The organism is Mucilaginibacter corticis, assembly GCF_007558865.1.
In the GTDB taxonomy this organism is placed as follows: domain Bacteria; phylum Bacteroidota; class Bacteroidia; order Sphingobacteriales; family Sphingobacteriaceae; genus Mucilaginibacter; species Mucilaginibacter corticis.
Genome location: NZ_VLPK01000002.1, coordinates 782,700 through 809,356, shown reverse-complemented (window position 1 = coordinate 809,356; position 26,657 = coordinate 782,700). Strand labels below are relative to the sequence as shown.

General features: G+C 41.5%; 23 protein-coding genes. 17 read left to right on the top strand and 6 right to left on the bottom strand.

All coding sequences use genetic code 11. The features are described from left to right. Nucleotides 1-79 precede the first annotated feature (79 nt). Nucleotides 80-514 carry an Hsp20/alpha crystallin family protein gene (locus FO440_RS14155; protein ID WP_144248916.1) on the bottom strand — a complete coding sequence of 145 codons (435 nt, stop codon included), beginning with the start codon at nt 512-514 and terminating at the stop codon, nt 80-82. 134 nt (nt 515-648) lie between these two features. Here FO440_RS14155 and FO440_RS14150 point away from each other — a divergent pair, with 134 nt between their 5' ends. After that, nucleotides 649-1,095: an acyl-CoA thioesterase gene (locus FO440_RS14150; protein ID WP_144248915.1), complete on the top strand. Its 447-nt coding sequence runs from the start codon at nt 649-651 to the stop codon at nt 1,093-1,095. 100 nt (nt 1,096-1,195) lie between these two features. Here the strand turns inward: FO440_RS14150 and ppk1 are convergent, their stop codons facing one another. The 3 genes from ppk1 to FO440_RS14135 form a co-directional block, all read right to left on the bottom strand. Then, nucleotides 1,196-3,253: a polyphosphate kinase 1 gene (ppk1, locus tag FO440_RS14145; RefSeq protein WP_186292674.1), complete on the bottom strand. Its 2,058-nt coding sequence runs from the start codon at nt 3,251-3,253 to the stop codon at nt 1,196-1,198. A gap of 158 nt (nt 3,254-3,411) precedes the next feature. After that, nucleotides 3,412-4,104: an SIMPL domain-containing protein gene (locus FO440_RS14140; RefSeq protein ID WP_144248913.1), complete on the bottom strand. Its 693-nt coding sequence runs from the start codon at nt 4,102-4,104 to the stop codon at nt 3,412-3,414. A gap of 67 nt (nt 4,105-4,171) precedes the next feature. After that, nucleotides 4,172-4,861: a class I SAM-dependent methyltransferase gene (locus FO440_RS14135; RefSeq protein WP_144248912.1), complete on the bottom strand. Its 690-nt coding sequence runs from the start codon at nt 4,859-4,861 to the stop codon at nt 4,172-4,174. A gap of 126 nt (nt 4,862-4,987) precedes the next feature. Between FO440_RS14135 and FO440_RS14130 the strand changes: the two genes are divergently transcribed. Next, entirely contained in the window at nt 4,988-5,497 is a 510-nt protein-coding gene (locus FO440_RS14130) for a hypothetical protein (protein ID WP_144248911.1), read from the top strand. Here FO440_RS14130 and FO440_RS25125 read toward each other — a convergent pair. Then, nucleotides 5,491-5,694: a YqaE/Pmp3 family membrane protein gene (locus FO440_RS25125; RefSeq protein ID WP_144248910.1), complete on the bottom strand. Its 204-nt coding sequence runs from the start codon at nt 5,692-5,694 to the stop codon at nt 5,491-5,493. The genes FO440_RS14130 and FO440_RS25125 overlap by 7 nt on opposite strands. Nucleotides 5,695-5,906: 212 nt before the next feature. Between FO440_RS25125 and FO440_RS14120 the strand changes: the two genes are divergently transcribed. From FO440_RS14120 to FO440_RS14070, 11 genes are all read left to right on the top strand, one after another. Beyond that, on the top strand, nt 5,907-6,278 hold the full coding sequence (locus FO440_RS14120; RefSeq protein WP_186292673.1) for a LiaF domain-containing protein: 372 nt from the start codon (nt 5,907-5,909) through the stop codon (nt 6,276-6,278). A 60-nt stretch (nt 6,279-6,338) separates the two neighbouring features. Further along, the gene (locus tag FO440_RS14115) at nt 6,339-7,895 is read left to right on the top strand and encodes a M20/M25/M40 family metallo-hydrolase (RefSeq protein ID WP_144248908.1); all 1,557 of its coding nucleotides are present in this window, start codon (nt 6,339-6,341) and stop codon (nt 7,893-7,895) included. Nucleotides 7,896-7,900: 5 nt separating this feature from the next. Further along, nucleotides 7,901-8,734 carry an MOSC domain-containing protein gene (locus FO440_RS14110; protein WP_144248907.1) on the top strand — a complete coding sequence of 278 codons (834 nt, stop codon included), beginning with the start codon at nt 7,901-7,903 and terminating at the stop codon, nt 8,732-8,734. Next, complete coding sequence (locus FO440_RS14105) at nt 8,731-9,015, top strand: SelT/SelW/SelH family protein (protein WP_144248906.1); 285 nt, start codon at nt 8,731-8,733, stop codon at nt 9,013-9,015. The genes FO440_RS14110 and FO440_RS14105 overlap by 4 nt, the downstream gene beginning before the upstream one ends. 71 nt (nt 9,016-9,086) lie before the next feature. Next, on the top strand, nt 9,087-9,521 hold the full coding sequence (locus FO440_RS14100; protein ID WP_144248905.1) for an RrF2 family transcriptional regulator: 435 nt from the start codon (nt 9,087-9,089) through the stop codon (nt 9,519-9,521). 138 nt (nt 9,522-9,659) lie between these two features. Beyond that, a complete protein-coding gene (locus FO440_RS14095; RefSeq protein ID WP_144248904.1) occupies nt 9,660-11,753 on the top strand; it encodes a HEPN domain-containing protein in 2,094 nt (697 codons plus the stop codon). An 11-nt stretch (nt 11,754-11,764) separates the two neighbouring features. Next, nucleotides 11,765-13,279, top strand: a complete 1,515-nt coding sequence (locus tag FO440_RS14090) for a TSUP family transporter (protein WP_144248903.1) — start codon at nt 11,765-11,767, stop codon at nt 13,277-13,279. Next, nucleotides 13,279-13,995 (top strand): phosphoadenylyl-sulfate reductase, encoded by a 717-nt coding sequence (locus FO440_RS14085; protein ID WP_144248902.1) that lies wholly within the window; start codon nt 13,279-13,281, stop codon nt 13,993-13,995. Before FO440_RS14090 ends, FO440_RS14085 begins: the two co-directional genes overlap by 1 nt. Before the next feature lie 92 nt (nt 13,996-14,087). Beyond that, nucleotides 14,088-14,996 carry a sulfate adenylyltransferase subunit CysD gene (cysD, locus tag FO440_RS14080; RefSeq protein WP_186292672.1) on the top strand — a complete coding sequence of 303 codons (909 nt, stop codon included), beginning with the start codon at nt 14,088-14,090 and terminating at the stop codon, nt 14,994-14,996. A gap of 66 nt (nt 14,997-15,062) precedes the next feature. Beyond that, on the top strand, nt 15,063-16,313 hold the full coding sequence (locus FO440_RS14075) for a sulfate adenylyltransferase subunit 1 (protein WP_144248901.1): 1,251 nt from the start codon (nt 15,063-15,065) through the stop codon (nt 16,311-16,313). 210 nt (nt 16,314-16,523) lie between these two features. Beyond that, nucleotides 16,524-16,871 (top strand): hypothetical protein, encoded by a 348-nt coding sequence (locus FO440_RS14070; RefSeq protein ID WP_144248900.1) that lies wholly within the window; start codon nt 16,524-16,526, stop codon nt 16,869-16,871. Nucleotides 16,872-17,158: 287 nt separating this feature from the next. Here the strand turns inward: FO440_RS14070 and FO440_RS14065 are convergent, their stop codons facing one another. After that, nucleotides 17,159-19,714: a TonB-dependent receptor gene (locus FO440_RS14065; RefSeq protein WP_144248899.1), complete on the bottom strand. Its 2,556-nt coding sequence runs from the start codon at nt 19,712-19,714 to the stop codon at nt 17,159-17,161. Between the two features lie 453 nt (nt 19,715-20,167). On the opposite strand from FO440_RS14065, the gene proB reads away from it, so the two are divergent. From proB to topA, 4 genes are all read left to right on the top strand, one after another. Then, nucleotides 20,168-21,247, top strand: a complete 1,080-nt coding sequence (gene proB / locus FO440_RS14060; RefSeq protein ID WP_144248898.1) for a glutamate 5-kinase — start codon at nt 20,168-20,170, stop codon at nt 21,245-21,247. A 5-nt stretch (nt 21,248-21,252) separates the two neighbouring features. Next, entirely contained in the window at nt 21,253-22,497 is a 1,245-nt protein-coding gene (locus FO440_RS14055; RefSeq protein ID WP_144248897.1) for a glutamate-5-semialdehyde dehydrogenase, read from the top strand. 556 nt (nt 22,498-23,053) lie between these two features. Further along, nucleotides 23,054-24,142, top strand: a complete 1,089-nt coding sequence (gene mnmA, locus FO440_RS14050; RefSeq protein ID WP_144248896.1) for a tRNA 2-thiouridine(34) synthase MnmA — start codon at nt 23,054-23,056, stop codon at nt 24,140-24,142. 165 nt (nt 24,143-24,307) lie between these two features. Then, nucleotides 24,308-26,650 (top strand): type I DNA topoisomerase, encoded by a 2,343-nt coding sequence (gene topA / locus FO440_RS14045; protein WP_144248895.1) that lies wholly within the window; start codon nt 24,308-24,310, stop codon nt 26,648-26,650. The last annotated feature ends 7 nt before the right edge of the window (nt 26,651-26,657 follow it).

Genomic DNA, 26,657 nt, shown 5'->3' with positions numbered 1-26,657 from the left:
TTTGTCGGTGTTTCCTGGGTCCGGGCCTAACCCTGCTAAAGCTTTACTCACTGCCACGGACTTTTGGAACATTCCGATATTATTTTACAGCTATTTCCCTGGTTTGGAATTTAGCTTCTTCTTTTTTAGCAATGGTCAATTTTAATATACCGGCTGTGTAATCAGCTTCAATTTTTGAATGATCTGCGCTTTCAGGTAAAGTGAATGACCTTGAAAATGAATTAAAACTGTATTCGCGTTTTGTAAATTTCTTGTTTTCATCAACGGTTTCAGTTTTCTTATCAGCCGAAACGCTCAATACATTTTTATCCAGGTTGATCTTGATATCTTCTTTACTTAAACCAGGGATAGCCAAGTCAACTTCAAACTGATTATCGCTTTCTGAAATATTAACCGCAGGCGTACGGGTTGCTGCTTTTTCGTTTAAAAACGAATCATTCAATAATGAATACACATCGTTAAAAAATGGATTCACTATACTTTTTTGATCTTTGCCAAATTTTACTAAAGTCATTTTTATATCCTCCTAAGTTTTTCTTTTATTAACTTCGCAAGTACTTAATCAATTGATATACCAATGGGCTTTTGTGTTATTTTAAATGACAATTTGACCATAAACTTAATTTATAACAGACATAATGACATAAAATGGCTGAAAAACTATCAGATTATAAGTTCAGAACCAATATAGCCATCCGCTTTTCGGACATCGACGCGGTAGGCCACGTTAATAACGCTATCTATTTAACGTATTTTGAGATAGCGCGATTTACCTATTGGAAAGAAGCTATAAACTGGAATTTCAGCGAGAACGGTGTGATTGTGGGCCGGTCGGAAGTAAATTATTTAAAACCCATTATGCTGCATGACCACATTGCCTGCTACGTACGCGTTGTACGCATAGGCAACAGCAGCTTTGATGTAATGCACGTATTGGTTAGGGTAACCCCGCACGGCGAAGAGATCTGTACCACTGGCAAAACGGTTTGCATCAGTTACGATTACAAAGCCAACAAATCTATCCCAATCCCGGTAAAAGAACGTGATCAAATGATAGCTTATGACGAGCCGAGATTGATATTGAATACGAATTGATTTATCTTGCCACATTTGGAATGTGACTTTCCCTTAAAAGCAACTAAAAACAAAAACGCCCTTAGATACTCTAAGGGCATTTTTTATCATATCGCTTAAATTATTTCTTTTTCACCATCAACTGATAAAAAGCTTCCTGAGCATCATCGCCGCATAGGGTTTCGGGTTCAAAAGGTATTGATTTAAGATGCTGGTCTATCAGGCTTGATTTACGGTAAGGGGCTAACTGCAGGTTGATAAAGCTGAAGATCTCTGCTTTACAGGCCTCGTCATATACCGGGAATACCACTTCTACCCTTGAGCGCAGGTTACGTTCCATCCAGTCAGAAGACCCTAAGAAGATCTTTGGATCGCCTTCGTTGTTAAAAATGAACACCCTTGAGTGTTCCAGGTACCGACCGATAACACGGGTAAGTGTAATATTTTCGCTTAGTCCCGGCACACCAGGCCTTAAACGACAGATACTGCGTACGATCAGGTCTATCTTTACCCCGGCGTTTGACGCTTCGTAAAGCGCGTCTATCATTTCGCTGTCTTCCAGGTTGTTCAACTTGATAATTATTTTGCCTTCACCCCCGCTTTTTGCAATCCTGATCTCGTTATGGATCAACTCTTTAAACCGTTCGATGATATTAAACTGCGACACCAGCAAATGATTAAACGGCGCAGGCTGTTTACCGGTGTACAGGTAAAGAAATACATCTTTCAACTCTTCGTTCATTACCGGGTTGGCAGTAAGCAGGCCAATATCAGAATAAATGCCGGCGGTGCGTTCGTTAAAGTTACCGGTACCATAAAAACCATAAGTTTTGGTTTTACCATCTTTTACCCGGGTGATCAGAGCTGTCTTGGCATGAACCTTTATATCAGGCAAGCTGTATGAAATTTCAATGCCCGCTTTTTCCATTTTCTCGGCCCAAAGCAGGTTGTTGGCTTCGTCAAAACGGGCCTTCACTTCAACAAATGCCCTTACTTTTTTGCCGTTCTTTGAAGCGCTTATTAAGGCATTCACAATATGCGAGTCGGATGCTACGCGGTAAAAGGTAGCCATGATCTCGGTTACATAAGGATCAAGCACGGCCTGGTTAAAGAAGATCAGCACATGGTCATACGACTGGTAAGGAAAATGCAGTAAGAAATCCTTTTCGTTCAAGGCCTTGAAATAATGCTTGTACGACGCCAGTTCCTGGTGCTTTAATGGTTTCCATTTAGCCAATGACGGCATTGAATTAGCCGGGATGGGAAAAGAGAAAAAGTCGCTCATTTGCTGGTACCTGCCCGTAGGCGTTAGCTCTTCTCTTTCTATTTGAAAGAGCTCTACGCATTGTGTCACCAGTTCTTTCGGCATGCCGGCATCATACTGAAACCGTGACGGCGCACCGAAAGCGCGTTGCGCTAAACGGATCTTCATCTGATCAGCAATGGTGCCTGAATATTCGTCAAGATTAAGCTCGGCATCCCTGTTCAGCTTAACCGAGTAACAACCCTTTACAGTATAATTTTCTAAAAACTTCTCTCCGCCCAAACGTACAATATCATCCAGATAAATTACGTAGTGCTTCTCGCCTATCTTAGGCAGCGATATAAACCGCGGAAGGTGCTGTGTTGGCAGGTTTAATAAGATCAGTCTTTCGGGTTTGTTTTTTTGCAATACCTGCCACACCAGGTACAATTGCCTGTCCTCTAAAAAAGGGGTAGTATCACTAGTTAACCAGATGGGCTGCAGGTATGAAGCTACCTGTGTGTTAAAATATTCATATATAAATTCAAGATGCTCTTCATGCACCTCCCTATGGTCCTGATAAAGTACAATATTATTTTCTTCTAAACCGGGGATAACCGTAGTTGCCAAAATAGAACGCAGATAGCTGGTTTGATGGCTTGCCTCTTTACGTACTGCGGCTAATATATCATGATAAGAGCTGTTCTCTTCCTCATTAAACTCGCCCATTTTGCTCAATGTTTCCAGGTGCGATACCCTAACCCTGTAAAACTCGTCAAGGTTAGATGCATGGATAGCAATGAATTTTATTTTTTCAACAAGGGGTAATTGCGGGTCAAGGCTTTCTTCAAGCACGCGGCGGTTAAAACTTAGCCAGCTCAGGTCGCGGTTAAAATATTTGGTAGTATCTACAGCAGGTACACTTAAATTTTCCATATCAGTTTTTTGCATCCTCCGAAATTAACCACAGTGTGTTACGGAAATGTTAAGTCATAATGAATTCTGACAGGACTTTATACACTATAAGTTAGTAGTTATAAAAAAAGCGCCCCAGTTACTGCCGGGGCGCTTAAGGAACTCTTCACACACAATTACTATTTCCCTATTTCAAAAACCGCATTTATCTGGAAACTAAGTTTAATTTTCCGCACGTCAATATCAGATTCTGCCGGCATTTTCACATCGTTAACGGCCATGCTCTTAAACATAAACTGCCTTGGCTGCGGGTAATTACTGTTATCGCTTTCGGTAATATTCAGTACCTGCCCCAGGTTTTCGCCCAGCCCATTTAAAAGATAAGTGGCTTTTGCTTTAGCTGATAATAATGCCTTTAATTTCAACTCATTTTTTAGCTGATCCGCCTTTGAATAATCATAACTGTCAATATTGGTGCTTTGGATGCCTTTAGGGTCAACCTTGCTCAATATCTGGTTAAACTTATTCAGATCATGAAACCTGATACCATATTGTTTAGCGGCTAAAAAATCAGGGTTCTTTTTCTTTTGATAAGTATTGTTATAACCTGACAGGTTGTTAACTGTAAAATCTTCCTTTGGGATACCGGCATCGCGTACTGCCCCTTCTAACTGGTTCTCCAATTGCTCAATAGTAATCTTTGTTTTACCGTTGATATATTCCTGCAGGGATATGGTGACGTTAATAATATCGGGAGTAACCTCCTGCTCAGCAAGGCCGGTTACCTCTATTTTACGGCGTAGATCGACATTTTGTGCAAAAGTGCTATAGCTGATTACAATAAGCGCGGCGAGTATAAATAACTTTTTCATAAATATATTTTTATTGTTATAGAACAAATAATACGGTTAAAGTTTAACAGATATTTATAATAATATGCTAAACAGCTAATGTTAAACGCGTTAAATATTGCCCAAATTCATCGTCAATCAACACGTCCATGTGGTAACCCATTTCAATAGCGATCTGCAACATGGTATGCTCATCAATATAAAGCCAGTTAAACCATTCGGTTTTAACTTTTTTATAACTGTACTGGTATTGGATCTCGCCATAATAACCTTGTTTGGGCAGATTTCCTTCATACAGATAAGCGATATCTGACGAGTCGAACAAGATCTGCCCGTCTTTATTTAACAACGATTTAAAATGTTGCAATAGCTCTTTTAAACTACTTATAGTACCGGCCAAACCAATACCATTCATTAGTAACAACAAGGTATCGTACCGGTTTTTATCGTAGGTAAATATGTCCTCCTCAATTATTTTTTTAACGCCCCGATCCTTTATGACGCTAATGCACAACGGAGAAATATCCAGGGCCGTTACATCAATTCCCTGCTCTTGCAATAACAGGCTGTGGCTACCTGCTCCCGCGCCAATATCAAGTACTTTGCCCCGGCATTGCTCAAGCGCCATCCATTCAATATCAGGCATATCATCTTCCTCCCTGAAATAAGTGGCTATGGGCATTTCTTCTTTGGGGCCGTATTTATTATTTATCCAAAGTTTACCGGCATCAAGGTTATGGTAATGATCATGTATTGCTTGTCCTAAAACGTCGTTCATATTATATATTAAAGTAGCGTATCATAACCGTTGCAAGTTAAATAAAACATAACAATTGCTTATGTGTATTATGAGTGTAATAGCGTCATACACTACTGATAGTAATCAGTTAACATGCACTGTTTTATGAAAAAAATATACTTATTATTTATACCTGTTTTATTATCAGTGCTGCAATGCTGTAAAAAAGATCATGCTGCACAGGTAAAAGATCAATACCCAAAACTGATAACAGGTACATGGAAATCGTACCGTCAAAACATAAAGGTTTATGATATCAGCAGCAATGGACTTTTAAAAGACTCGACCAACGATTTTACCGGCACTAATGCAGGCAAATCATGGCTTGAAATTTATAACAGCGATGGCACGGGCTATATCACTGCGCCGCCAAGGAAGATCAGCGCCAATGTGTACGCAACTGATACAACGTCGTACCTAAGTTATACCATACTGGGCAATAACTTAACCCTGAAACAAAATATCGGAGGTACACAAACCAAATCAATAATTATCCTGACACAAACTGATCTGGAACTGCAAAGCACCTACACAAGTGTGCTTAATGCTGGCTGGAAATTAGATATCAATACCTCTTATAAAATTACCGAAACAGATTATTACAACCATCAATAATACCGGTTCCGTTTCATCACCCTGACCAATTGCCGGTGACGCTTAGCTGCGTAATAATCATTTGTGACCAAAACCGCGTGGATTACTCCTGGGATCCAAAAAAACAGGGTTAAAAATATACTCAATATAAAGGCGCCTATCCGGCCGGTAGTAAATACGGCTAATGGCGGCAATAGTAAACACAAAAAGTAACGCATGATCATTAATAATAATTGATTAAATATACAAGTTAGACCTGTTACACCACACATAGTTACAGCTTAATAATCAATTTGATATAAATATTTTATCCGGTTTTTTTCACCGATATAATACACTCATTCACCGACAACTTTGGTAGGTCCACGGGAGATCTCTTTTCTGCAGGGTTTCAAAAATTAGTTTTGAATAAAAATTAAAACTCATGGACATGTTATCAGGAACCGCGGGCAGCAACACAGAAGAATATATCAACACGTCAACCCTGTTTGGCGCGATAAACAGGGCCATACTTTCAAAAGATTTTAAGGGCGGCAAAGTAAAAAATCTGTTTGGCAGCACCGAACTGGATTTTACTTATGCAGATATCAACGGCGTTGTCACCCTTGATATCTCGCAGGCCTTCGGCGAAGTCACCTTAGTTGTACCGTCTGACTGGCGGGTCGAGGAAGATCTCTCACATTTCTGCTCGGTAGTTGATGAGGATCGGTGCTACAATAACCGTGGGTATAGTTCAAATAAAGTATTGTTACTTAAAGGCCTGTCAATATTTGCTGTTGTTGATGTGGTAAACTTTGTGTAACAAGCTTAAGCAACACAAAATAAATTAGTATACCTCGGCCCAAATTTTTAATTTGGGTTCATGAAAACTGATCTTACCAACTACCTTAACAGCCGGCTAAAAATCGCTATAACCTTGGCCGGTGCTCTGCTTTGTAACAGCACCTTCGCGCAATCAACCAAATCTGTTATTGATGCCATTGTACAGGGAGAAACCAATAATTCACAACTGCAAAAACTGGCCCATGAGCTTTTTGATGGCGTAGGCCCGCGCCTGGTGGGTACACCACAAATGGCAAAAGCCGGCGACTGGGCTGTAGATAAATATAAAAGCTGGGATATCACTGCCCGAAAAGAAAACTGGGGCGTGTGGCGCGGCTGGGAAAGAGGCATATCACATATCGATATGATCTCGCCGCGGGTAAAATCGCTTGAGGGTACGCAACTGGCCTGGAGTCCCGGCATGGGTAAAAAAACCGCGACTGCCCAAACTATTATTTTGCCTGACCTGCCTGATTCTACCGCCTTTAAAAACTGGTTACCAAACGTTAAAGGCAAATTTGTGCTGATATCCATGTGCCAGCCAACCGGCAGGCCGGACGATAACTGGAAAGAGTTTGCCCTGCCTGAATCATTTGCTAAAATGAAAGCTGAGCGCACAGCCATGACAACTGCCTGGGCAAGCCGCATTAAAAAGACCGGTTATACCTCGCGCACCTTACCTATTGCTTTAGAAAATGCCGGGGCTGTTGGTATCATCAGCAATAACTGGTCGGCAGGGTTTGGGGTAGATAAGATCTTTAGCGCTTACACCAAGAAAGTGCCTACGGTTGATATCGGTCTTGAAGATTACGGTGTAATTTATCGTCTTACAGAATCAGGCACGCCACCTACTTTAACTATCCATACCGAATCTAAAGAGTTAGGCGAAGTACCTACATTTAATACCATTGCCGAAATTAAAGGCACTGAGAAACCCGATGAATACGTAATGCTTTCTGCGCATTTTGATTCATGGGACGGTGGAACAGGCGCTACAGATAACGGCACCGGCACACTTACTATGATGGAGGCTATGCGCCTTTTAAAGAAGTTTTATCCGCACCCAAAACGCACCATTCTGGTTGGGCACTGGGCCAGCGAAGAAGAAGGACTGAACGGCTCGCGTGCTTTTGTTGAAGACCACCCTGATATTGTAAAAAACCTGCAGGCATTATTTAACCAGGATAATGGCACAGGCCGGATTGAGGAACTTAATGGATCAGGCTTTACCGATGCCGAAGGTTTTTTAACACGCTGGCTATCGGCTGTGCCTGATACCATCAAGAACCGTATAAAAACAAAATTCCCGGGTTCTCCCGGCGGCGGCGGATCAGACTATTCATCGTTTGATGCACTTGGCGCGCCGGGTTTCCCGTTAGAATCACTTAACTGGGCATACGGAGCCTACACCTGGCATACCAACCGCGACACCTACGACAAAATTGTTTTCGACGACCTAAGCAACAACGCCATCCTGCTGGCGGTAATGGCGTATATGGCCAGCGAAGATCCGGAGAAAACAAAAAACATTAAGGCCGATGGCATTAAATGGCCGCAGCCTGTTAAAGCCAACCGTCGCGGTGGATTGGATAAATAATATTTATGCTTAGGGTAAGCGAATTGTACATATATCCCATTAAATCATTAGGCGGGATAAAGCTTGAAAAGGCACTGGTTACCGACAGGGGTTTTGAGTACGACAGAAGGTGGATGCTGATAGATGATAACAATAAATTCATTTCGCAGCGCGAACACTCAGTAATGGCGCTATTGAAAACCCATATCTCTGATGATTTTATAACAGTTACCCATTTGGGTAATAACAATTCGATTGATGTACCTTTTACGCCATTAAAGCATGACGTCGTTTCAGTAGAGATCTGGGACGACGTCTGTACCGCGCAATTGGTAAGCGATGAGGCAGACAAATGGTTTAGCAGTATACTGGGCTTGAATGCGCGACTTGTTTACATGCCTGATGATACCAAACGTTTTACCAATCCTAAATATACGCAGGCAGGTAAAATAACCTCATTTTCAGACGCCTACCCTTTCCTGCTGATCGGGCAATCCTCATTGGATGACCTTAATGGCCGTTTAAGTATCTCTCTGCCAATAAACAGGTTCAGACCAAACATTGTCTTTACCGGCGGCGAACCTTATTTGGAGGATACGGTAGATAGCTTTATGATCGGTAAGATACTATTTAACGGTGTGAAGCTTTGCGCAAGATGTATCGTTATTACTATCGACCAAGAAAGCGCAACATCGGCTAAAGAGCCAACCAAAACACTGGCATCTTATCGCAGAAAAAATAATAATATTTACTTTGGCCAAAACATAGTTCATTCGGCCACGGGCAGCATTGCTGTTGGCGACGAACTGATCGTTTTATCAAGGCATCATGAAGACCGGTTTATAATTGAAAAGAAATGAAACCTACCATCACAATAGAATATTGCCCAAAATGTCATTGGCTGCTACGTGCCGCCTACATGGCACAGGAGCTGTTGACAACTTTTGAAGACGATCTGTACGGCATAACCCTGCAGCCAAGCGAGATAGCCGGCAGATACTCCATCAGGGTGAATGATGTTGTACTATTCGACCGTAAACAAGAAGGCCGTTTCCCCGAAATTAAAGAGCTTAAACAATTGGTGCGCGATAAGGTAAACCCTGATAAAAACCTCGGGCATTCTGACCGGATTGTAAAATAAGTATACCAAATCGGTATTTTTTATTGGTTTACAATTCTTTAGTTATCTTTGTGAGTTATTGACATAGAAAAATGCTATCTAAAAAAACGAAATATGCCATTAAGGCATTAGTAATTCTTGGGAAGAATATGGACAAACCTCCCATGCAAATTTCAAAGATTGCAGAGATGGAGCGCATACCCAAAAAATTCCTTGAGCAAATATTGCTCGACATGCGCAATGCGGGGTTTTTATACAGTAAAAAAGGTGCCGGCGGTGGTTATGCTTTAAACAAAGACCCCAAAGATATATACTTGGTAAGTATAATGCGTATTACCGACGGGCCGGTGGCCATGCTGCCTTGCGCCAGTTTAAACTTTTATCATAAATGTGACGAATGCCATCAGGAAACTACCTGCGGTATCCGTGATGTTTTTATAGATGTACGCGATGCCACACTTAAGATCTTATCAGAAACAAGTATCGCCGATGTTATCAAACGGGAAAACAAGCTTATAAACATCTAAAAGCGATTATTCATTTTATTGTTAAAAAGTACCTTTTTTAAACAATATTCTACCATTTCCATATACTATCTATATCTTTGGAAAACAATAGCTGTTATGAATTCATAAAGCTGTTGATTAAAAACTTTAAATTAAACTATGCAAAGCTTCAGAACAGAGCTTGAAAACCCGATTGTTGAACAGGACATTATCAATCTTGAAAAAAAGATCAGGGCTTTTCGTGAAGGAAAAATAGATGACGAAAAATTCAGGAGCCTGCGCTTAGCTAGGGGGGTTTACGGTCAAAGGCAGCCCGGCGTACAAATGGTACGCATTAAGTTACCTTTTGGTAAAGTAACCTTCAAGCAATTGTTGCGCATAGCTGATGTATCTGACGAGTATGCAAGCCGCAATTTGCACTTAACAACCCGCCAGGATATCCAGATCCACTACGTAAGTTTAGACAGAACACCGCAGCTATGGGCTGATCTTGAAAAAGATGATGTTACCCTGCGCGAAGCCTGCGGTAATACCGTACGTAACGTAACGGCCTCACCTACTGCCGGTATCGATCCGCAGGAACCATTTGATGTTTCGCCGTATGCCCAGGGTACTTTTGAGTACTTTTTACGCAATCCTGTGAACCAGGATATGCCGCGTAAATTTAAAATAGCCTTCTCATCAAGCGATGAAGATACTGCTTACTCTTACGCGCATGATCTGGGTTTTATCCCTAAATTAAACAGCAACGGCGAGCGTGGCTTTAAAGTAATGTTAGGCGGTGGCTTAGGCGCACAGCCTATCCTTGCTAATATAGTTAATGAGTTTTTGCCTGAGGATCAACTTATCCCTTATATCGAAACTGTTATACGTGTGTTTGACCGCTATGGCGAACGCAATAATCGTAACAAAGCCAGGTTTAAATACGTGATCCAAAAATTCGGTTTGGAAGAAGTATTGCGCCTGATAGAAGTAGAAAGAATAGCTAACAAGGTAAAATCGTACAAAATAAATACGGATAATGTACCGGTGCCTGCTTTACCGCCGCAAACAGAATTTGCTGATGTTACCATCAGCAACCCGTTAGGTTATGAGCAATGGCTGGCTACCAATATATTTGAGCAAAAGCAAAAAGGGTTCTACGGCGTGTACATTAAAGTACAAACCGGCGATATCCCTACCGATAAAGCACGCAAGCTGGTTGCTTTACTGCAACCCTTAGCAGGCGACGAGATCCGCATTACCCAAAACCAGGGTCTGTTATTAAAATATGTACGCAAAGAAGCCTTTGCTACTTTGTATAATGGACTTGCCGATTTAGACATGGCCGCACCGGGTTTTGACAGCGTAGCCGATGTGACTACCTGCCCTGGTACTGATACCTGTAACTTGGGTATTTCAAACAGTATGACTTTTGCTCGTGTTCTGGAAGACCTGATCTACAACGAATACGAAGATTTGATCTACAACCGCGATATTAAAATAAAAATAAGCGGCTGCATGAACTCATGCGGACAACATAGTATGGCGCATATCGGCTTCCACGGCAGCTCGTTAAAAGCCGGCGCTAAAGTATTGCCCTCAATGCAGGTAATGCTGGGTGGCGGTACCGTAGGCGATGGTGTTGGCCGTGCAGGCGACAGGGTGATCAAGATTCCTGCAAAACGCGCTACCAATGTATTAAGAATGGTGTTAGATGATTATAAAGCTAACTCAATAGAGAACGAGGTTTTCCATAACTATTACGATAGGCAGGGTAAAGATTACTTTTACCAGATGCTAAAACCTTTGGCCGACCTTACCACCTTAACCGACGAAGATTTTGTTGATTGGGGCCACGTAGAAACTTACGAAAAAGCAATTGGCGTTGGTGAATGTGCCGGTGTGGTGATCGACCTGGTTGCCACTTTATTATATGAAAGTGATGAGAAATTAGAATGGGCAAATGAATCATTCAATGCCGGTGCTTGGGCCGATGCTATATATCACTCATACAATACGTTTATCAATTCGGCTAAAGCTTTGCTTTTAGATAAAGGCATTAATGCAAGCACCCAAGTTGGTATTATGAAAGAGTTTGATAATCTATATGTTTCAACCGGCGAGTTTGCATTAGAGGGTACTTTTAATGACATGGTAACTCAGATCAACAAAAATGAACCATCTGAAGAATTTGCCACCCGTTATAAAGCATTGGCTACTGAGTTTTTAGCTAACGTAAAAGCTAAAAGAGAAGCTGTCTTACAGTCGTAATCAATAAATAAATGACGTTAGTGCCCCAAGATAAGGATTTGATTAGTGTGCAGGACGAAAAGAACAATGGGAATCAGCTATTTCCGGTTTTTTTAAAGTTAAATGAGCTGCATACTGTGCTTATCGGCGCTGGTAATGTTGGTTTAGAGAAACTGAACGCCATTTTGCATAACAGCGCAGAGGCACGGGTTACGGTTATTGCCAAAACGGTTATTCAAGGTGTTTATGACCTGGCAAACACCTATCCTACTGTAAAGATCATTGTTAAAGCCTTTACTGATGATGACCTGGACAATGCAGATCTGGTAATTGCCGCGACAGATGATACCGGATTAAATAGTTATGTCCGCGAATCGGCTCACCAGCGTAAGTTATTAATTAACGTTGCTGATAAACCTGATCTTTGTGATTTCTACTTAGGTTCCATCGTACAAAAAGGCGATCTGAAGATCGGTATCTCAACCAACGGTAAATCGCCAACCATAGCTAAACGTTTACGCGAAGTGCTGGATCAAAATATCCCGGCAGAGCTTGATCAGTCGCTGCAAAACATGAGTCAGCTGCGCGAAACCTTATCCGGTGATTTTACGGATAAGGTTAAAAAGCTGAACAAGGTTACTTCGGTACTGGTTGAGCAAAAAAATGAGCGCAAAAATTTTAAATGGCTGATCTGGCTTTCTATCGTATTTGCTATAGCGGTATCTGTAACTGCGCTTTGGTATAACGAGCCTGATTTTAAGGCTTACGTGCAAGAAATCAACCCCATATTTTACTATTTCCTTGGGGCAGGCTTTGTCTTCGCAATGATTGATGGCGCTATAGGTATGTCTTACGGTGTTACCTCTACTACGTTTTCGCTGGCAATGGGCATCCCCCCTGCTTCTGCAAGTATGAGTGTGCACCTGTCTGAAATTTTGAGTAACGGTATAGCCGGTTGGATGCACTACCGTATGGGCAACATCAACTGGAAATTATTTAAGCTGTTATTAATACCAGGTACGATTGGTGCTGTTATAGGTGCTTACCTGCTTTCATCGCTTGAACATTACAGCATGTACTCAAAACCATTTGTATCTCTATATACTTTGATTTTGGGTATTGTTATACTCATGAAAGCAATTAACCTTAGACGGAATAATGGTAAAGAACGTCCAAAAAAGATAAAAAAGATCTCGCTTTTAGGTTTTGGTGGTGGCTTTATGGATGCTGTTGGCGGCGGTGGCTGGGGTTCAATTGTTCTGTCGGCTTTAATAGCAGGTGGACGTCATCCCCGGTTTTCTTTAGGCACGGTTAAACTATCACGCTTTTTTATTGCATTAATGAGCTCGCTTACCTTTATAACCATGATCAACGGTAAACATTGGGAAGCTGTGTTTGGTTTAGTATTCGGCAGTGCGCTGGCATCGCCTATCGCAGCTAAAATATCCAATAAAATATCTACTAAGGCCATCATGGTATCGGTGGCTGTTATAATTATGCTGATGAGTTTGCGCAGCATTATTACCTTTGTAATGAAAATAGTATAATGAGTACCCAGGCAGAAGAAATAAAACAGTTAACTGCAGGCCTTGATCCTGTTGCCGCGCTAACTAAATTGGCCGAACACTTTTCGGGCGAGATTGTGTTTTCAAGCAGCTTTGGCTGGGAAGACCAGGTGATAACACACATGATCTTTACCAATAACCTGCCGATAAAAGTTTTCACGCTTGAAACCGGCCGCATATTTCCGGAAACTTATTATGTTTGGAACCGCACAATGGAGATGTATGGCAATGTTATCCATGCCTACTACCCTAAAAACGAGCCTTTAGAAAAAATGCTGAATGAGAAAGGCCCAAGCAGTTTTTATGAGTCGGTTGAGAACAGGAAAGAATGCTGCGGGATCCGCAAGGTTGAGCCGCTAAACCGTGCCCTGGCAGGCAATAAATGCTGGATCACCGGCATCCGCGCTGAGCAATCTGTAAACCGCCATGATATGCACAATGTAGAATGGGACGAGGCGCATAACCTGGTTAAGTTCCACCCTATTTTTGATTGGACATTAGACCAGGTAAAAGAATACATAAAAAAATACAACGTACCTTATAATACTTTACATGACAGGGGCTTCCCGAGCATTGGTTGCCAGCCATGTACAAGAGCGATAAGAGAAGGCGAAGATTTCAGGGCCGGGCGCTGGTGGTGGGAAGACCAATCGAAAAAAGAATGCGGCCTGCACGAATTGATAATAGACAACAAATAGAAAGTAATTATTGAATTAATGATTTATTGAGTTATAGATTTTTAAATATCATTCACTCATTCACTAATTCAATAACTCACTAATTAACACACATGACAAACCACAATCAACTGGACTATTTAGACGAGCTTGAAGCAGAAGCCATACACATTCTGCGTGAGGTAGCCGGCCAGTTTGAGCGCCCCGCGCTTTTATTTTCAGGAGGAAAAGATTCTATAACATTGGTACGTTTGGCCGAAAAGGCTTTCCGTCCGGGTAAGTTTCCTTTTCCGTTGGTACATATTGATACCGGCCATAATTTTATTGAAACCATACAATACCGCGACGACATGGTAGCCCGTTTGGGTGAGAAATTAATTGTTGGCCTTGTACAGGATTCAATAGACCAGGGCAAAGTTGTTGAACAAAAAGGTAAAAACGCCAGCCGCAACCCTTTGCAAACCGTTACACTGCTAGATACCATTGCCGATAATAAGTTCGATGCCTGTATAGGCGGCGCACGCCGTGACGAAGAAAAAGCGCGCGCGAAAGAACGGATCTTTTCTGTACGTGACGAGTTTGGCCAATGGGACCCAAAACGCCAGCGCCCCGAGTTATGGAATATCTACAACGGTAAGATCCACAAAGGCGAAAACGTGCGTGTTTTCCCGATCAGTAACTGGACGGAGTTAGACGTTTGGAACTATATCCGCAGGGAAAATATAGCACTTCCGAGTATCTATTTCGCGCATGAGCGTGATACCATTGTACGTAATGGTCAATTGATGGCTGCTAACGAGGTATTAAACATGGATGCCGATGATGTGATAGAACGCCGTACAGTTCGTTTCCGTACCGTGGGCGATATGACCTGTACAGCAGCTGTAGCTTCTGAAGCGTTTTTGATAGATGATATTATCGACGAAATAAGCAATTCAAAGATTAGCGAACGCGGTGCCCGTATGGACGATAAAGTATCCGAAGCCGCAATGGAAGACAGGAAGAAAGGGGGATATTTCTAAATTTCGAATTATTGAAATGTGGATTAAAAATCCGAAATCGAAAATCCGAAATCCGAAATTATAATTATGGATATATTAAAATTTTTAACTGCAGGTAGTGTTGACGACGGTAAGAGTACACTGATCGGTCGCTTGTTATATGATAGCGATTCTATCCTGCTTGATCAATTAGAAGCGTTACAATCATCAAACCGCAAAAATGATGATGGTACTATTGACCTTGCTATTTTAACCGACGGACTTAAAGCCGAACGCGAGCAAGGTATTACTATTGACGTTGCTTATAAATATTTTCAAACCGATAAACGTAAATTCATTATTGCCGACACCCCGGGCCATATTCAATATACCCGTAATATGGTTACCGGTGCATCAAACGCTAACCTGGCAATTATTCTGGTTGACGCGCGTAAAGGTGTTATCGAACAAACCATACGTCACTCCTTTTTAGTATCGCTGCTGGGTATCCAGCAGGTGGTACTGGCCATTAATAAAATGGATATGGTTGACTACAGCGAGGATGTTTATAATAAAATTGTCGCCGACTATAAAGTACTTGCCGGAAAAGTGGATTTAAAAAATGTACACTACCTGCCGGTTAGCGCGCTTAAAGGAGACAACATTGTAAATAACTCTACCAATATGCCATGGTACCCCGGTGAAAGCTTATTGCATTTCCTGGAGACTGTAGAATTGAATATTGATAACAGTACGGAACACGCCCGTTTCCCGGTACAATGGGTTGTACGCCCTCAAACAGACGAATTGCATGATTACCGCGGTTATGCCGGCCGCGTGTCAAGCGGGTCATTTAAGGTAAATGATAAGGTAACCGTATTGCCATCTGGCTTTACTTCAACCATTAGCAAAATTGAGGTATTTGACAAAGAACCTGCCGAAGCTACCGCAGGTATGTCCATCACCATGCATTTAGCTGATGAGATCGATATCAGCCGTGGCGACCTGCTGGTTAACAGCAGCTACCAGCCACAGGTATCGCAACTAATTGAGGCCGACCTGTGCTGGATGGATACCCGCGCTTTAGATACCACGCACACTTACTTTATTCAGCATAACAGCAAAGTAACCCGCTGCAAGATTCAGGAGACACTTTACAAGGTTAATATCAATACGCTTGAAAAAGAGCAAAGCGAGGACTTTAAGCTTAACGACATAGGACGTATTATTATTAAAACTGCCGATCCGCTTGCATTTGACGCTTACCAGGAAAATAAAGCCAATGGCGGCGCTATTATTATTGACAGCCGTACAAACGTTACTGTGGGCGCTGTAATGCTTCGTAGCGTGGCTGATTAAATAAGATCAACAGAAATATAATTTAAGGCTCGGTAATTATTCCGGGCCTTTTTTGTTTTAAGCTGACCTTACACCGCCTATTCGAGTATCCACACTCGAATAAGACAAATTGTAAGCGCACACGTTTACAACACAATTGCGTATTAATCAATAAATTCCCATATTTAGATGTGTCACGCAATGCATCAATCGACTAATATATCATAAATTATGAGTACAACCATTGAAGCTTATAAAATCCAATTTGTCAGAAGATTCGTTATAAATGACTATGAAGAAGAAATGATTTCAATTAGCGATGTGTTTAGCCGATTTTTTGATGACTTTACGGATACCGAAGATGTAAATAGGTATTTGCTTTCGACAGTAAATGATGTACTGAATGGAGTAGTTTCTGAAAAGTTAATGAAATCAAATACTATGGTTACTGCTAAAATTACAAATAAAGCAACTATGTTTTTTCAGGGGTTATCTACAGACCTGCCTGACTTTTCACTACCAACAACTGATTTAAAAGAAATTGTGGAAGCTTGGTTAAATTATCTCGAAAATAATTAATAAATCCGCTATTTGTATCCTCACAAATTGCCTGACAGCAGTACCTTATTCAATTTTTGTTCGGCGTTTTTGGTGACAAAATATTGCCAGCTTTTTGTTTCATTTTGTTTCACCGATTTTAATCAAAATACTGAATAATAAATAATTATCTCAAAACCTTGTTTCGCGTGTTTCATCTGTTTCACCTTCGTGTGACGCAAGCGCTGCTTAAAAACGAAAAAGCGGGCCAGAAACCTGACCCGCTTAACCAATATAAATATAAACCTAATATGTAAGAAAAGACTTTATTATAGTACGTAACGCAGGGTTATACCAAAGGTTCTTTGGTCGCCTAATACACCTGCATATTGGCCGGCGTTGCCTGTAGCAGGTAATAACTGCTCGTAGTAGTTTTGGTTCAATAAGTTGCGGCTCCAAACGTAAGCAGAAACACCATGTGCAGCCCTGAAACCTAACCTTGCATTAACCAGGGTATAACTTGCAATATTCAGGTATTTTGATGGGGTCGGGCTTGACGAAAAGCGCGAACGGAAATAATCATCCACCCCGATAAAGAATTTTGAGTTTTCGCTGATAAATCTCGCGTCAGTTGCAAATTCGCCACCTGCTGATGTTGTCCATTTTGACACACCCGGAAGTGCGGTACCTGAAATATCTTTAAAATAAACAGCAGTGCCGTTTACTGTTAAGCCTGTTTGCTCAAGCGGAAGCGGCGCGTTGGTAAATTTAACATATTTAGCATCTGTGTATGCACCAGAAGCATAGAATGTAAAGTTTTTGCTTGCCTGGTAATTTGCATCTAATTCAGCACCTTTTACATTAACTTTTTCGGCAGTTGCCAAATAACCACGGTTTACACCCGGATCAGGCGATTGTACGTTGGTTTGGTAATCTTTTATGTCTGAGTTGTGGAAGGTAACATTTAAAGTGAAGTTATCTGCCGGGTTGGTTTTAGCACCAAACTCAAAATGCTTTGTTTTTTCAGGTTTGATAACTGCAAGGCTAAGAGCCGGTGCATTGCTAATAGTTGGCAAACCGGCTACGTTAACACCTGATGGCTTGTAACTTGTTGAATAAGTAGCAAATGCGTTAACGGTTTTGCTCGGCCTGTATGATGCGGTAACCTGGTAAGTGAAGTTCTTCTCATCAAAATTAGTGGTATAGAACTGGCTGCTATACAAAGCATTTCTGAAACCAAGCAAAGTTGGGTCGGTTATGGTTACGCCGCCATTTGCTACCCTGTTGTAGTAAACATCCTTTTTATCATAATTGAAACGTACACCCGGATTAATATGGAATACATCGGCAATTTTCCAATCTAAGTTTGCAAATGCAGCCGCGGTTTGCGATCTGATCCACGAGTTGGTGGTTATACCATACCCTTCAAACAAACCGGGTGTTTGCCATAATGCAGTGTTGGTAGTGCTTTGTGCAAAGCGCCATTCTGCAGAACCTGCTTCTTCCCTGCCGGTTGTTGTTACTTTCTGATCTAAAAAGTATAAACCTACCACGCCGCTTAATTTATCATTAATGTCGCCGGCATAACGGATCTCTTCAGATTCCTGATGATGTTTTGACGGGTTCTGTGATTTAGTTAATACAGGTAAGCCTGTAAAATCACGGTCGTTTGACGGATCCCAGTTCCAGTAACGCCATGCTGTAGTTGAGGTTAAAGTACCTGAGCCTATTTTAAAATCGGCATTTAATGACACGCCGCCTAATTGGTTACCTGATCTCCACGGAGCGTCATGGTCAATCACACGGTCGAAAGCGTTGGTTGATGGCAGTTTATAACCTAAATCGGTAATAATATTATTAAACTGTCGGTATGCCGCGCGCAATGTAGGTGCAACGCCTGCAATCACCTGGGCATAGCCGTTAGGTTTTTGATCTGATGCATCGCCCGACAAGGTTAAAGTAACTTTATCTGAAGGCGTGTACAAAAACTGGGCACGTGCGCCTATGTTATTGATGTCGTTAACGGGCACCTGTGTTTTCTCGTTTTGGATCAATCCATTACGTTGTGTACCTGAAAATGAAATGCGCGCTGCAAGATCTTTAGCTAAAGGACCTGTTACTGATGCTTTTGTCTGGATATAACCATAGTTACCAAAGCTGCTTTCAAGTGCTATACCCGGCGTAAAGCTGGCTTTACGGGTAGTAATGTTGATGGCACCCGCACTGGTATTTTTACCAAATAAAGTACCTTGCGGGCCACGTAATACTTCTATATTATCAATATCGATAAAGTCAAGCGTCGCAGCAGCAGGACGGGCGTAATATACACCGTCAACATAAAAACCAACACCCGGATCAAGACCATCATTGGTTAAGCCAAATGGTGAACCAATACCACGGATATTAATACCTGTGTTACGCGGGTTTGATGTATAAAGCTGTAAAGACGGTACAAGCTCTTTTACACGGTTAACGTTAAAAGCGCCAGCCTTGTCAATTTGTGCGCCACCAATTACTGATACCGGGATGGGCACATCCTGCAAAAGCTCCTGGCGACGTCTTGATACAACCACAATTTCTTGTAATTGATCATCGCTTACCAACACAAACTCAGACGGAGCGTTTTGGATGCTTATGATCTGGAAATCCTGTGGCTTAAAGCCAACTGAGCTGATACGGATATAAAATGGTAATTCTGTAGTAACATTTAATGTAAACTTACCGTTTTCATCGGCACTGACACCGGATTTGGTCCCTCTTATAGTTACAGATGCATGCGGTACCGTGGCACCTTTACTGTCTTTAACAACACCGGTTATGGTATTTTGCGCAAAAACCGCTATTGAAGAATAGATTAGAAGGATAAATAGGAGAATTCGTTTCATTTAATATATTGTTGGTTGTGGTTAAGTATTCAGTTAAAGTATGATGAAAAATAGAATCGTAGTGTGCTGACAACAGGATCAGCAACAGTAGCTTGAGGTACGCTGCATTGGGTTTGAGATAGTAAATAAGTTACTTAATAACATAAAGTCTATAGAATAAGTAGACAAAAATATAAAAAATAATTAACACGCAATATTTTTTTTTAAAAAGTTTTTCTTGATGATAAGTTGGCCTTCAAATTACCTGGCCAGTTTTTTCGAAAACCTATCACCTATTCTGATAAATTGATTGACTTTAACCTACTTTTAATACATTTCAGTGAAAAACCACCCAGTTTCGTGACATATCATGTTTAAACTGGCTTGTTTAAGTCATTTTTTACTATTTATAGCTTAAAACCTATTCAAAACCATTAATTAATACAATATTTGCGCTGATTATATAATAAAACGATGGCTTTTAGTTACAAGCGGATAGTAATAAAAATTGGATCGAACGTATTAACGCAAAGCAACGGCCTGCCCGACCAGGAACGAATTAGCAAATTAGTTGAGCAAATTGTAGCCATAAAACAACAGGGTATCGAAGTTACGTTGGTATCATCGGGCGCTGTTGCCGCCGGCAGGAGCTTAATAACTGTGTCCGAAAAATATGATGCTATAGCTGCCCGCCAGTTGCTTGCATCCATCGGGCAGATCAAACTGATCAATATTTATGCGCACTTGTTTGAGCAGTATAATATGCTTTGCTCGCAGGTATTGGTTACTACAGAAGACTTTAAAGGCAGGCAGCATTACCTGAACATGAAAAACTGTCTCGAGATATTGTTACAGCACCAGGTTATCCCTATTGTAAATGAAAATGATGTGGTGTCAGTTACCGAGTTAATGTTTACGGATAACGATGAGTTGGCCGGCCTTATCGCCTCTATGTTAAATGCGCAGGCATTGATTATTTTAACCAATGTTGACGGGATTTATGACGGCAATCCAAATGATGCCGGGTCATCTGTAATTACCGAAGTTGCGGACAGCGAGATCGATTTTGCCTCATTTGTAACATCGGGGCGTTCACAATTTGGGCGTGGCGGTATGATCACCAAATCGCACATGGCGCAAAAAACTGCAAAACTGGGCATAGCTGTACATATTGCCAATGGCACCAAAGACGACATTCTGTTAAATGTACTTAATGGTACAGCGCCCCATACCCGCTTTGTACCTAACAAAACAGCGTCTGAGAAAAAGAAATGGATAGCTCATTCAGAAAAATCTGCCACGGGCATAGTACAGGTAAATGCCGGTGCCAAAACTGCTTTAATATCAAATAAGGCAACTAGTTTGCTGCCTGTTGGTGTAGTCACCATTTTAACAGATTTTAAAAAAGGAGAGATCATTAAACTGGTTGATGAGCAAAATGAACTGATTGGCTTGGGTATTGCAGAATATGGGGCCGACAAGGCAAAAGAAAGTATCGGCCAAAAAAAACAAAGGCCATTGGTACACTATGATTATCTTTATTTATTAAGCTAAGCGATATGAGCTATACTACCTATTTTGAAAATGCGCAAATAGCGGCAAGAAATCTGAACCTGAACGTTGAAACGATCAACCGTGTCTTAGAAGATCTTGCTGCAGAGGCTATCGCGCAGACCGATTATTTGCTTGCCGAAAATAAAAAGGATCTGGACCGAATGGATCCATCAAACCCAAATTACGACAGGCTTAAGCTAACCGCCGCGCGGATCCAGGATATTGCTAAGGATATTATTAATGTGTCGCACTTAGAAAATCCATTAGGGCATATTTTATCAGAAAAAACCATGCCTAACGGGTTACACATCTCAAAAATAAGTGTACCCTTAGGTATAGTAGGTGTAATATATGAGGCAAGGCCAAATGTAACTTTTGATGTATTTGCATTGTGTTTTAAAACCGGTAACATCTGTATTTTAAAAGGCGGAAGCGATGCGTCATACTCCAACCTGGCTATAATCTCAGTCATTCACAAAGTGCTGGCCAAACATGGTATTGATATTAACGTTGCTGTTTTACTGCCAAAAGAGCGTGAAGCTGCAGAAGCGCTGATGCAGGCCGTAGGTTATGTTGATGTTATTATTCCGCGTGGCAGCCAAGGGCTAATCAACAGTGTGCGTAAAAACAGCAAAGTACCCGTGATAGAAACCGGTGCCGGCATTGTACATACTTATTTTGATGAATCTGCCGATCTGAAAAAAGGGACAGATATAATTTTCAATTCGAAAACAAGGCGTGTAAGCGTCTGTAACGCACTTGATTGTGCCATTATTCACTCGGCAAGATTAAATGACCTGCCCCAATTAACTAAACCATTGGGCGAAGCAGGTGTCGAGATTTTTGCTGATGAAGCAGCTTACGCGGTTTTACAAAACCACTACCCTGCCCCATTATTGCACCATGCCGGGGCTGAACATTTTGGTACTGAGTTCTTATCGATGAAAATGGCTGTTAAAACAGTAGATAGTTTTCAGCAGGCGTTAGCACATATTGCAGCGCACAGCTCAAAACACAGCGAAGCCATTATTACTGAAAACGAAGCGCACATGGAAGCTTTTTTAAATCGGGTTGATGCCGCAGCAGTATACGTTAATGCATCGACAGCGTTTACTGACGGCGCTCAATTTGGCTTAGGTGCAGAAATTGGTATAAGTACACAAAAACTACATGCACGTGGCCCAATGGGCTTGAATGAGCTAACCAGCTATAAATGGCTGGTTAAAGGAAACGGACAAATACGTTCATAAATGTTGTTTACCGGCTTATCGCTTGGGGGTAAGCCGGTAAACTTAAGACTACCTTGTGTAATTTACTACTGCTAAAACACAGATGATAAAGAAAATTACGGCCTGTAGCTTTTGTTCAATTGATAAATTGATAATAGTCTTCATTCTTTATTAATTAGGGTACATCAAAATTATAATATAACTCGGCTTTTACAATAGATAAATACATTTTTATCAAATTGTTAACAAATTGCTTTTATTTGTTTTTATACTCTTAGTCTTTTTGTTTGGAATCTAAAAAAATAAAAATCAAATAATTTCCAGGTCATATCATATTACCTGATCCCGTTAAAATTTTTCAATTTATATGAATCAGCCAATCTGTATCTTTATTATAGGGGTATTTTATAAAATAATTGGCAAAAACCTATTATACGCATCCCGCTTTTAAATTGTTATAAGCTACTCATCAATAGTATTATTAAATACATTTACAAGATTCATCTGTTAACTTTACGCTTAACTGACCATCCTATTTTAACAGGTTAAAATTGAAAGCTGTATCTTTGCCGCCATTATGAGTAAGCACGGAAGGATCTTAGTGGCAATGAGCGGTGGCGTTGATAGTTCGGTAGCGGCAGTGATGCTGCATGAGCAGGGCTATGAAGTTATTGGCCTTACCATGAAAACCTGGGATTATGCTTCGGCGGGGGGCAGCTCAAAAGAAACCGGTTGCTGCAGCCTGGATAGTATTAACGATGCACGGGCTTTGGCCGTAGGTTATGGCTTCCCGCATTATATTTTAGATATCCGTAATGAGTTTGGCGATTTTGTGATCGACAATTTTGTTGACGAATACCTGGCCGGCCGTACCCCTAACCCATGTGTATTATGCAACACACATATTAAATGGGAAGCTTTATTAAAACGCGCTGATAAACTGGATTGCGAATTTATTGCAACCGGGCATTACGCCAATATCCGTTTACAGGATAACGGCCGTTATGTGATCTCAAAAGGCAAGGATGAAAACAAAGATCAGTCTTATGTACTTTGGGGAGTATCGCAACAAAACCTGGCACGCACCAAATTTCCTTTAGGCAGTTTCTCTAAACCCGAGATCAGGCAAATGGCGCTTGACATGGGCCAAATAGAATTAGCCGGAAAAAGCGAAAGTTATGAAATCTGTTTTGTGCCCGATAACGACTACAGGGCCTTTTTAAGGCATAAAGTTGAAGATCTTGACCAACGTATCGGCCCAGGTAATTTTGTTTTAACAGACGGCACTGTAGTAGGCAAGCACCAGGGATATCCTTTTTATACTATCGGTCAGCGCCGTGGTTTAGGTATTGCGCTTGGGCATCCAATGTTTGTAACACATATTGATCCTGTTGGTAATACAGTTACGCTTGGCACCGAAGACGAACTGCAAAAGAAACAAGCTTGGGTTAAAAACCTTAACCTGGTTAAATATGAAAGCATTAAAGAACCTTTAAACGCCATCACCAAGATAAGGTATAAGGATGCAGGTGCAGAAAGCTCCATCGTTCAAATGGGCGACCATATGAAAGTTGATTTTACACATATGGTATCAGGTATTGCCCCGGGCCAGTCTGCTGTATTCTACGAAGGCAATGACCTGCTGGGCGGCGGATTCTTGATGTAGAGATTTGTTCCAAAGTTTAAAGTTGCAGGTTGAAAAATGGCCTCATCTGTTTAAACTAATCGTACAACATTTAAACATTTAAACCTCAAAACATTTTAATAAAGGGAAAACAAAGTTTGCGTTTCGCATACTTTATCTTTTATTTGCAAAAAATAACTATACTAAATGGCTAAAAATTTACTAATAGTAGAATCACCGGCGAAAGCTAAAACCATTGAGGGATACCTTGGCAAAGACTTTACAGTTAAATCAAGCTATGGCCATATCCGTGATCTGGTTAAATCAGAAGACGCTATTGATATAGCCAACAACTTCAAACAAACTTATGAGGTGCCTGCCGACAAGAAGCAGGTTGTGAGCGAGTTAAAGAAATTAGCTAAAGAAGCGGACATGGTTTGGTTAGCTTCCGATGAGGACCGCGAGGGAGAAGCCATATCATGGCACTTATTTGATACTTTAAATTTAAAAGACGCTACCACCAAACGTATCGTTTTTCATGAGATAACCAAGCCGGCTATTATGGCCGCTATTGACAATCCGCGTAAAATAGATTATAACCTTGTTAATGCGCAGCAGGCACGCCGTGTTTTAGACAGGTTAGTAGGTTTTGAACTTTCGCCTGTATTGTGGAAAAAGGTTAAACCTTCATTGTCTGCCGGGCGTGTGCAATCTGTAGCAGTACGTATTATTGTCGAGCGTGAGCGCGAGATCAATAAATTCCAATCAGAAGCCGCGTTTAAAATTGTGGCCATTTTTGGAAAAGGCAAGCAAGCTTTTAAAGCAGAACTGGCCGAGCGTTATAGCAAACAGGAAGATGCCGAGAAATTTTTAAATGATTGTATAGGTGCTGATTTCGATGTAAGATCGCTGGAAACTAAACCGGCTAAACGTTCGCCTGCCGCTCCTTTTACTACGTCTACCCTGCAACAGGAAGCCAGCCGTAAACTGGGCTATTCGGTTTCACGGACAATGCAGATCGCGCAGAAATTATACGAAGCCGGGCATATTACTTATATGCGTACAGATTCGGTTAACTTATCTGATACTGCGTTAGCTTCAGCATCGCAGGAGATCATATCCGCTTACGGCGATAAATATCATCAGCACAGGAAATATAAAACTAAAAGCGCGGGCGCGCAGGAAGCGCACGAAGCCATACGCCCTACCTATTTTAGCAACCATACTATTGACGGCGATGGCAGCGAAAAACGCTTATATGAGCTGATCTGGAAACGTGCTATCGCCTCACAAATGAGTGAAGCGCAATTTGAAAAAACCACTGCAAAGATCGGTATATCAACACGTAAAGAAGAATTGACCGCCAATGGCGAGGTGATGAAGTTTGACGGCTTCCTGAAAGTTTACCTGGAATCGGACGACGACGAGGATGACACACAACAGGATGGCGATAATGCCATGCTGCCGCCGTTAACCAAAGGACAGCGTTTAGACCTGGAAGAAATGACTGCGACAGAACGCTTCTCACGCCCGCCTGCAAGATATACCGAAGCCAGTTTGGTTAAGAAATTAGAGGAATTGGGTATTGGCCGTCCGTCAACCTACGCTCCTACTATATCTACTATACAGAACCGTGGATATGTGGTAAAAGAAGAACGCGAAGGTAAACAAAGAAAATTCAGGGTTTTAACACTTAAAGCAGATCATATAGCTAAAGAAGAACGACTGGAAAATACCGGTGCCGAGCGCGGCAAGTTATTCCCGACCGATATCGGCGCGGTAGTAAATGATTTCCTGGTACAGCACTTTAAAGGTATTGTCGATTTTAACTTTACCGCTAAGGTTGAAAAGCAATTTGACGAGATAGCACAAGGCCTGGAAGAGTGGACAACCATGTTGAAGAACTTCTACACCCCTTTCCATGCTGATGTTGCAAATACAATTGAAACTGCCGACAAAGCTACTGGCGTACGCGAATTGGGTATCCACCCTGAAAAAGGTGAAAAAGTATCCGTACGTATTGGGCGTTACGGTCCGTTTGTGCAGGTAGGCGAAAACGCCAGCGACGATAATAAAGATTACAAACCACTATATGCCAGCCTGCGCACCGGTCAAAGCATTGAGACTATTACTTTAGAAGAAGCGCTTGAATTATTTAAGTTGCCAAAAGTTGTAGGCGAATTTGAGGGCAAGGCAATGAAAGTGGCTATAGGTCGTTTCGGGCCGTACATTAGCCATAACAGCGCTTTTGTATCGTTACCGAAAGAAATTGACCCGCTTGACGTGACCGAGGAACAGGCTATTGAGCTGATCCTGGAAAAACGCAAGAAAGATGCTGAAAAGCTGATCAAGGCATTTGATGAAGACCCAACCGTTAAGATACTAAACGGCCGTTGGGGGCCTTACATTGAGTTTGGCAAACAAAATGTTAAGATCCCTAAAGATGTTACCGACCCGCTTACACTGACATTTGAGCAGGTTAAAGCATTAGCTGCAGCGGATGCGAAAGCGCCTAAAAAAGGTGGCAAAAAATTCGCTAAGAAGAAATAGTTTAGTG

Bases quoted from the DNA above. Each gene is read 5' to 3' on its own strand.
- FO440_RS14155 (WP_144248916.1), bottom strand. From the start codon at position 514: ATGACTTTAGTAAAATTTGGCAAAGATCAAAAAAGTATAGTGAATCCA.
- FO440_RS14150 (WP_144248915.1), top strand. From the start codon at position 649: ATGGCTGAAAAACTATCAGATTATAAGTTCAGAACCAATATAGCCATC.
- ppk1 (WP_186292674.1), bottom strand. From the start codon at position 3,253: ATGGAAAATTTAAGTGTACCTGCTGTAGATACTACCAAATATTTTAAC.
- FO440_RS14140 (WP_144248913.1), bottom strand. From the start codon at position 4,104: ATGAAAAAGTTATTTATACTCGCCGCGCTTATTGTAATCAGCTATAGC.
- FO440_RS14135 (WP_144248912.1), bottom strand. From the start codon at position 4,861: ATGAACGACGTTTTAGGACAAGCAATACATGATCATTACCATAACCTT.
- FO440_RS14130 (WP_144248911.1), top strand. From the start codon at position 4,988: ATGAAAAAAATATACTTATTATTTATACCTGTTTTATTATCAGTGCTG.
- FO440_RS25125 (WP_144248910.1), bottom strand. From the start codon at position 5,694: ATGCGTTACTTTTTGTGTTTACTATTGCCGCCATTAGCCGTATTTACT.
- FO440_RS14120 (WP_186292673.1), top strand. From the start codon at position 5,907: ATGTTATCAGGAACCGCGGGCAGCAACACAGAAGAATATATCAACACG.
- FO440_RS14115 (WP_144248908.1), top strand. From the start codon at position 6,339: ATGAAAACTGATCTTACCAACTACCTTAACAGCCGGCTAAAAATCGCT.
- FO440_RS14110 (WP_144248907.1), top strand. From the start codon at position 7,901: ATGCTTAGGGTAAGCGAATTGTACATATATCCCATTAAATCATTAGGC.
- FO440_RS14105 (WP_144248906.1), top strand. From the start codon at position 8,731: ATGAAACCTACCATCACAATAGAATATTGCCCAAAATGTCATTGGCTG.
- FO440_RS14100 (WP_144248905.1), top strand. From the start codon at position 9,087: ATGCTATCTAAAAAAACGAAATATGCCATTAAGGCATTAGTAATTCTT.
- FO440_RS14095 (WP_144248904.1), top strand. From the start codon at position 9,660: ATGCAAAGCTTCAGAACAGAGCTTGAAAACCCGATTGTTGAACAGGAC.
- FO440_RS14090 (WP_144248903.1), top strand. From the start codon at position 11,765: ATGACGTTAGTGCCCCAAGATAAGGATTTGATTAGTGTGCAGGACGAA.
- FO440_RS14085 (WP_144248902.1), top strand. From the start codon at position 13,279: ATGAGTACCCAGGCAGAAGAAATAAAACAGTTAACTGCAGGCCTTGAT.
- cysD (WP_186292672.1), top strand. From the start codon at position 14,088: ATGACAAACCACAATCAACTGGACTATTTAGACGAGCTTGAAGCAGAA.
- FO440_RS14075 (WP_144248901.1), top strand. From the start codon at position 15,063: ATGGATATATTAAAATTTTTAACTGCAGGTAGTGTTGACGACGGTAAG.
- FO440_RS14070 (WP_144248900.1), top strand. From the start codon at position 16,524: ATGAGTACAACCATTGAAGCTTATAAAATCCAATTTGTCAGAAGATTC.
- FO440_RS14065 (WP_144248899.1), bottom strand. From the start codon at position 19,714: ATGAAACGAATTCTCCTATTTATCCTTCTAATCTATTCTTCAATAGCG.
- proB (WP_144248898.1), top strand. From the start codon at position 20,168: ATGGCTTTTAGTTACAAGCGGATAGTAATAAAAATTGGATCGAACGTA.
- FO440_RS14055 (WP_144248897.1), top strand. From the start codon at position 21,253: ATGAGCTATACTACCTATTTTGAAAATGCGCAAATAGCGGCAAGAAAT.
- mnmA (WP_144248896.1), top strand. From the start codon at position 23,054: ATGAGTAAGCACGGAAGGATCTTAGTGGCAATGAGCGGTGGCGTTGAT.
- topA (WP_144248895.1), top strand. From the start codon at position 24,308: ATGGCTAAAAATTTACTAATAGTAGAATCACCGGCGAAAGCTAAAACC.